This window comes from Algivirga pacifica, assembly GCF_039543525.1.
Taxonomy (GTDB): domain Bacteria; phylum Bacteroidota; class Bacteroidia; order Cytophagales; family Flammeovirgaceae; genus Algivirga; species Algivirga pacifica.
The window spans coordinates 80,116-87,802 of the sequence record NZ_BAABJX010000055.1 but is presented as its reverse complement, the minus strand read 5'-3'; the positions used below and the strand labels follow the sequence as shown (position 1 = coordinate 87,802).

The following is a 7,687-nucleotide window of genomic DNA, read 5'->3' as shown; positions in this document are numbered from 1 at the left end:
TTTTGGTTCGCACTTAAACTTACCACTTTTTCATGCCTTTTTCATATCGTTGCAACAAAGCCAATCCTTTTTAGAAATATCTATTCCCAAAGAATACTTGCCACTCATGATAAGACACTATTAAAGTTTTACATCTGTAATGTTCCTATTCTTCCTGCACCTTTACTCATCGTTGATACTGGATCACAAGGATAGACTTGTGTCCTTAGGTACTGTTCCGGTTCTAAAAGAATAGACAGGAAAGGGATTCCCTTAAGAACTGTATTACAGGTGACTGCATACTTTGTTGACTAAGCCTTACTCTTTCCTGTTGAACATTCTCCAAGTAAGAAAATAAATTGTACTTTTACTTGGTGTTACAATTATATGAGTTGACAGCATTGATCCTACAACCAGTTTCTACCTTTTTAAAACTCTAGTAACCGATAAAATCTGAACTCTTTAAGTAGTGTAAGCGGTATGTATATTTAAAAATCCCTCTCTTTTCCATTATTGATAAATTACAATTTATATCCCAAACCAAATTGCAGGCCTAGTTCTGTTAGGTTGTGCTTATAAGGTTTTTCCCTAAATGGAATAAGGGCATTCATCTTGAAACGAGGATTAATAAAGAAAGAAAAATTGTTCAGTCTATAAGAAGCGCCCAACCCTATACCCATTCCTATCCCAGATTGCTGATCAAATCTACTTTTTGTCATTTGCCAGTCTATACTTGGTCCTCCATGGACAAAGAAGTACTTCCAAAAGGATTTTTCCACTTGTAAAGGGATGGACATCAATTGAAAGGTTTCTTCTTTGTGTTGATAATAGCTGTCACCAATTTCAGTAATATCTACCACCCCATATTGGTATCGAAATCCTGATACTAAATAAAGGTCCTTACCCAAAGGGTGAAGATAGTTTCCACCGATCATTCTTGTTTCAATATTTTCAAATTCAGGTGATGTAACGTTTTTTATCTCTACTAAGACAAGATGAGCAGACCCTAGAAATAATCTTAGTTCAGAATGGGTTTGAGAAAACCCTTTCAGGGATAGAAGCATTGAGAAAATTAAAAACAGTATGTGTTTTGTCATTGGTTCTATTGTTTAGATGGGAGTCTATAGCCAAAGCCAAACTCAATATTCAGCTCAGTAAGTTTTCTTTCTACTTTATTAATGTCAGGTCGCCATAATGCCTTTTTCCCCACTTTGGGAGTCAAATAAAAAGTGAGGTTTTTTATACGATACATTCCTCCAACGCCAAGAACAGCACCAATACCGGAATAATCTTTAGAAAATTCGTCGTTTAAATGAAAATCAAAAGTAGGACCTCCACTTATATAAAAATATTTCCCAAAGGTTCTGTTAAGAAAAAAAGGAATGGAAAGTAGTTGAAGTGTACCGCTTGATCTTTTATAGATCTCCCCCCAACTTACATAATCGATGGTTACATTCCCTTGTAAATAAGTAATTCCCGTTTCCAGATACGTATGATCCTTTACCTGAGTGATGTATTTTAGGCTTGCTTCTCGTACTTTTTTCATACGATAGCTGATATGAGAATCCGATGTAGTCATTATTGATGAACCTTTAATATATGGCTCAGAAGTTCCAATAGTCCACCTGATTTCATGATTTACCTGGCTAAATGAGTAGTGACTTATTATTAAAAAAAGGAGTAGGGTAAAAGTTTGCTTCATTGTTTTTGAGTATTAGTTGAGTTTAAATAAAGACCCTGCTTATCAAAGAGAGGTTGTAAGTAATAGTGTACCTATCTGAAGCGATACTATAACGAAATCCCAACCCACTTTGGAGACGTTTTATTGTATTTGCGAGAGTGCAAAGGATAGTACATAGGGTAATCCTTCAAATTCTATTTGTCTAAGCGACAGATCTGATTACTTTATCCAAATTCGAAATATCCAATCCTTCAGCTATGAATAACCTAAAGTTACCTTTATCCCTTTTGTTATGGTATACCTGTGTCATGTCGGGCTTGGCGCAGGAATCATACCGAATCATCCGAGGTGAAATCTATGATCAGCAAACCAGAGAGCCAATTATCGGTGCAACCCTTTTTATTCAGGAATTGAATGATGGAAGTACAACAGACATTTTTGGTGCTTATGAACTGAAGTTGCCCAAAGAAGGAGCGTATAGTATTATTGTTCGTTCGGTAGGTTATAAGGAAGTAGTTATCATGAGTGATGATTTAGATAAAGATATTCCCATTTATCTGGAAGCTGAAATTGAGCAAATGAAAGAAGTAGTTGTACAGGCTACGCAAGTAGGTTGGAAGGTGAGTCCGGAAGGTACAAGTGTGGCAAGGATAGGAGTGGAAGAGATGCAAAGTATTCCGGCATTATTAGGGGAAACGGATGTGATTAAGTCCATTCAATTATTGCCAGGAGTCAGTGGTGTAGGAGAGGGTGCCTCAGGGTTTAATGTACGTGGAGGAAGTGTCGGTGAAAACCTGGCGTTGTTGGACGAGGTACCTATGTTTAATACTTCCCACTTATTTGGTTTGTTTTCGGTATTCAATCCAGATGCGATTGATGGTGTTAGCTTGCTGAAAGGAGGAATACCGGTGGAGTATGGAGGACGATTATCTTCTGTACTGGATGTCAAAACGAAAGAAGTCGATAATACAAGTTTTGCTGGTCAAGGTGGTATAGGCGTTATTTTTAGTCGATTGACTTTGGAGGTGCCGATAGCGAAGGAGAAGGTGTCATTGCTGGTTTCTGGAAGACGTTCTTATGTTGACTGGCTGGCACGACCTTTTTTAGGAGATCAGGAGGGGACCGCGTTTAATTTCTATGATCTGACAACAAAATTGCAATGGAAGATTAATGCCAAAAATGAGCTGAGTTTTACAACGTATGCCGGGAAAGACACTTTTGAGGCCATTGGTTTTATTGGTTTCGAATGGGGAGATCGAAGTGCAAGTCTTCAATGGAAGCACTTATTTAGTGATCAATTGCTACTCAAGACAACAACTTATTGGAACGATTACCGTTATGCTTTTCATTTTGGGAATGAGAAGGATGCCTTTGATTGGAGTGCCAAGGTGAATTCTTATAGTGGTCGTTCGGTATTCAGTTATTTTTTGAACGATCGAAACACAGTCACTTTTGGAGGACAGGTATCACGCTATAATTTTTATCCGGGAAAGGCTGAAAACATTGTTTACCGTAATACGATTCCCACGTTTGAGTTGCCAAAGATGAATGCTTTGGAAGGAAGTGTTTTTTTGGGGAATGAGCAGCAGCTGACAGAGCAATGGTCTTTAAATTATGGAATACGGTTTTCATCCTTTGCTTATGTAGGGGCAGGAGTGGCAAAAGAATACAGAGAAGCCGAAGAAAAAGGACAGAGAAAGGTTCCTATACCAGAAGAGGAACGAGTATATACGGCAGGACAGTTGATTCAATATTATCCAAATCTGGAGCCTAGAATAGCCGCTACGTATCAATGGAAAGAAGAGCAGTCGATACGTGTAAGTTATCATCGTATGACGCAATCCGTTCATTTAATCTCTAATACAGCGGCTTCTTCTCCATTGGATATTTGGTACCCTAGTACGAATAATATTCGTCCCCAATTGGCAGATCAATTTTCTTTAGGCTATCAACGGGATGTACCTCAAAAGGGGTATGAGTTTTCTGTAGAGCTTTATTACAAACATATGACGCAGATGGTAGACTTTATTGACGGGGCTGATCTTTTGCTGAATAGTAATTTAGAGGGAGATCTATTGGAAGGGATTGGCAGGGCATATGGGGTAGAGTGGCAATTGAAAAAAACGGAAGGTAAATTTAATGGTTGGATAAGTTATACGCTTTCCCGTTCGGAGCGGAAGACAGAAGGTATAAATCAAGATGAATGGTATGCTGCTCGTTTTGATCAAACCCACAATTTAAGTGTCGTTGGGATTTATGAATGGAATCCAGTGTGGAAGTGCTCAGCCAATTTTTCATTTATTTCAGGGACACCTACAACAGCCCCTTCCAATACCTATGAACTACATGGCTATTCTCCAGCCCATAATCCGGAAAACCGACGAAACAATTATAGAATACCTTCTTACCATCGACTGGACTTATCCTTAACCTATGATCCGATATCCAAAGGAAGGTGGGATGGACAATGGGTATTCTCGGTCTATAATGTATATAACCGCCAAAACCCTTTCTCAGTCAGCTTTCAACCTAATACGAATGGACTGTCTTCAAGTATTGTAAGTAATAATGAGGCGATACAGTTTTCTTTAATAGGGTCAATTGTCCCTTCTGTGGCTTATAATTTTAGATTCTAATCCGACTAAAACCATCAACGTACAGCTATGAAATTACTGAATACTACTTTTGGGTTATTGATTTTATTGGGAGGAGTTGCTTGTGAAAAAGTGATTGATGTTGATTTGGAAGAAGGACAGACACAATATGTGGTAGATGCTTTTATTACAAATGAACTTGCGCCTCAAGAAATACGCTTGACGTATACCAAGCCTTATTTACAAAAAACAATTGCAGATCCTGTATTCGATGCAGAGGTATTGGTAGAGACGGTCGGTACAGGTAGTGTGCGGATATTTACAGATGCTGATCGAGATGGTGTATATACTTGGAAGCCAACCAACCGACAAGAGTGCTTTAAGCTAAATAATAGAGATCAGGAAGATGTGATTTCTGCCAATTATGACAAGCAGTATCGCTTACAAGTCAAGCATGGACCTTATCATTTTGAGGCCTACACCTCCTTGGAGCGGGTTCCTCGGTTAGATTCGCTTAAATATCTTTGGGAACGTTCCGGTGTACCTTATGCAGAAAGTATCTTGGCAGAGGTATGGGCGACTGACTTCAAAGGGAAAAACGATTTCTATTGGTTAAAGACCTGGAAGAACGAGGAGTTCTTGAATATGGGAGAGGAGATGATTTTAATCCATGATGTTAGTCAGGAGTATAATAGTAATCCTTCCTTGGATGGAATTACTTTTTTATCTCCAGTAAGATATGGTGTTAATCCAGCTATAGAAACGGATCAACTAGGACAAAAGAAGGCCTATAGTAATGGGGATTCTATTTATATAGAGCTACATTCTTTAACGGAAACATCCTATTTTCTCCTGAGTGAACTAAAAAGAAATATGACAACAGGTGGATTATTTGCCGCTCCGGTAAGTAATGTGCCTACTAACATAATACCAATGAATCAGGTAAGTAAGGGAAAAGTCGTGGGAGTGTTTAGTGGCTCAGCCGTTTCAAGCTTTGGCGCCCGTATAAATGAGTAGTGCCGCGCCAATGGCGCGGCACCTAGCCAATAGTGTGGCACTTTATCATATGTGCTATCAAATGTTGTGATTAAACATCTACATTAGCATATCTTGCATTTTTCTCAATGAACTCACGGCGAGGAGCTACCTCATCACCCATCAACATAGAGAACAAGTGATCTGCCTCTGCGGCAGACTCAATGTCTACACGCTTCAGGTTACGGAACTCAGGATCCATGGTTGTGGTCCATAGCTGCTCTGGGTTCATCTCACCAAGACCCTTGTAACGCTGTACGTGAACTTTATTTTCATCACCACCAAATTCCTGAATAGCTTCCATACGGTGCTTTTCAGACCAGCAGTAACGCTCTTGCTTACCTTTTCTTACCAAGTATAGAGGCGGTTGAGCGATGTATATATAACCGTTCTCAATCAATGGTTTCATATAACGGAAGAACAACGTAAGAATCAATGTTCGAATGTGGCTACCATCCACGTCGGCATCGGTCATGATGATGATCTTGTGGTAACGTAGCTTTTCCATATTCAAGTACTTATCACCCTCATCTGTGCCGAAAGATACCCCTAGTGCAGTGATGATGTTCTTGATCTCCTCATTGTCATAGATCTTGTGCTCTTGCGCTTTCTCTACGTTAAGGATCTTACCTTTCAATGGAAGGATCGCCTGGAAGTGACGGTCACGTCCCTGCTTTGCAGAGCCACCTGCTGAGTCACCCTCCACAAGGTATAGTTCAGAAGCTGCAGGATCTTTTTCAGAACAGTCAGCCAGTTTACCTGGAAGACCTGATCCACCCATTACGTTTTTACGCTGTACCATTTCTCTGGCTTTACGGGCAGCATGACGTGCTTGTGCTGCTGTAATCACCTTTTGGATAATGGTCTTAGCATCCTTAGGATTTTCTTCTAAGAAGGTGTAAAGAACATCTGCTACACAAGTATCAACAACCCCCATTACCTCAGAGTTACCCAATTTGGTTTTGGTTTGTCCCTCAAACTGTGGCTCAGGCACTTTTACTGAGATGATAGCTGTCAGTCCTTCACGGAAGTCATCTCCAGAGATATCAATCTTTACTTTATCCAGTAATCCAGATTTATCCGCATAGCTTTTTAGTGTACGTGTCAAGGCCCTACGGAACCCGGCTACGTGTGTACCTCCCTCATGAGTATTGATGTTGTTTACATAAGAGAATACATGCTCAGCATAAGAGGTATTGTATTTTAGGGCAACTTGTACCGCAATATTGTCACGACTACCTTCCATATATACAGGGTGAGTCAATAGAGGAGTACGTGTGCTGTCAATATAGTTTACATACTCAGGAAGCCCCCCTTCAGAGAAGAACTCATCACTTAGGTAGCTGCCATCTTCCTCCTGTACCCTTAAGTCAGTCAACTTGATGCGGATCCCCTTGTTTAGGTATGCAAGCTCTCTTAAGCGAGTTGCTACGGTTTCGTAGTTATAAACGCTTTCGGTAAAGATACTGTTGTCAGGAAGGAAACGCACGGTTGTTCCTGTGCGGTCTGTATCCCCAATGATTTTTACATCATACTTAGGCTTACCGATCTCGTATTCCTGCTGCCATACTTTACCGTCTCTGTGTACAGTAACTTTAGTATCGATCGAAAGTGCGTTCACACAAGAAACCCCTACACCGTGTAGACCACCAGAAACCTTATACGTATCCTTATCGAACTTACCTCCGGCGTGCAATACTGTCATAACAACTTCCAAGGCAGATTTTTTCTCTTTGGGGTGCATTCCTGTTGGAATACCACGTCCGTTGTCACTGACAGAGATGGAGTTGTCTTCATGGATGTTCACTTCAATGGTATCGCAGTAGCCAGCCATTGCCTCATCAATGGAGTTGTCTACAACCTCCCAGATTAGGTGGTGCAAACCTTTGATCCCAACGTCACCAATATACATGGCAGGACGCTTTCTTACTGCTTCCAGTCCTTCCAGGATCTGGATATTACCGGCGGAGTAATTACCTTTGTTTTCTTCCATAGTGTCTTTTGTCCTGTTTATGAGTCCCTTGTTGTTCTGATAACTTTCTTGTTATTGTTCAACATAGAAGTAACTTTTCAGCCATTTTCCGATACTCAAAAAACAGTGTTATTGATATGTATATACAATTCTTTTGAACCTCACGAAAATACAATTTTTTGGCCGGATTTTCAATAATATTCTGGGAATAGAAAGGCTTATCAGGAAGCTTAAATGGGAAGAAAGAAAAAAGTAAAAAGTAATAGGTAAAAGGGACAAGGTAATTTAATTTTCTCCTTTCTCCTTTCTCCTTTCTCCTTTCTCCTTTCTCCTTTCTCCTTTCTCCTTAAACTGTTTGCTAACTGTAGGTTTATCGAGTAATCAATTCACCAGACCTATATTTTTAGGAAAAGAAGAAAAAAATGA

The 7,687-nt window shown here is 39.9% G+C and carries 6 protein-coding genes; 3 read left to right on the top strand and 3 right to left on the bottom strand.

Features of this window, described 5'->3' with window-relative positions:
- Window positions 1-195: hypothetical protein (locus ABD985_RS17890; RefSeq protein ID WP_345374145.1), on the top strand; the 195-nt coding region annotated here is incomplete at its 5' end.
- A 305-nt stretch (window positions 196-500) separates the two neighbouring features.
- On the opposite strand, the gene ABD985_RS17885 is transcribed toward ABD985_RS17890, so the two are convergent.
- Both ABD985_RS17885 and ABD985_RS17880 read right to left on the bottom strand, forming a co-directional pair.
- Window positions 501-1,076, bottom strand: coding sequence for a hypothetical protein (locus ABD985_RS17885; RefSeq protein WP_345374143.1), 576 nt, complete (start codon window positions 1,074-1,076; stop codon window positions 501-503).
- Between the two features lie 5 nt (window positions 1,077-1,081).
- Window positions 1,082-1,681 (bottom strand): hypothetical protein, encoded by a 600-nt coding sequence (locus ABD985_RS17880; protein WP_345374141.1) that lies wholly within the window; start codon window positions 1,679-1,681, stop codon window positions 1,082-1,084.
- 236 nt (window positions 1,682-1,917) lie between these two features.
- On the opposite strand from ABD985_RS17880, the gene ABD985_RS17875 reads away from it, so the two are divergent.
- Both ABD985_RS17875 and ABD985_RS17870 read left to right on the top strand, forming a co-directional pair.
- Window positions 1,918-4,296, top strand: coding sequence for a TonB-dependent receptor (locus tag ABD985_RS17875; RefSeq protein ID WP_345374139.1), 2,379 nt, complete (start codon window positions 1,918-1,920; stop codon window positions 4,294-4,296).
- A 27-nt stretch (window positions 4,297-4,323) separates the two neighbouring features.
- Window positions 4,324-5,271, top strand: a complete 948-nt coding sequence (locus ABD985_RS17870) for a DUF4249 domain-containing protein (RefSeq protein ID WP_345374137.1) — start codon at window positions 4,324-4,326, stop codon at window positions 5,269-5,271.
- Between the two features lie 70 nt (window positions 5,272-5,341).
- On the opposite strand, the gene gyrB is transcribed toward ABD985_RS17870, so the two are convergent.
- On the bottom strand, window positions 5,342-7,282 hold the full coding sequence (gene gyrB / locus ABD985_RS17865; protein WP_345374135.1) for a DNA topoisomerase (ATP-hydrolyzing) subunit B: 1,941 nt from the start codon (window positions 7,280-7,282) through the stop codon (window positions 5,342-5,344).
- Window positions 7,283-7,687: the final 405 nt, after the last annotated feature.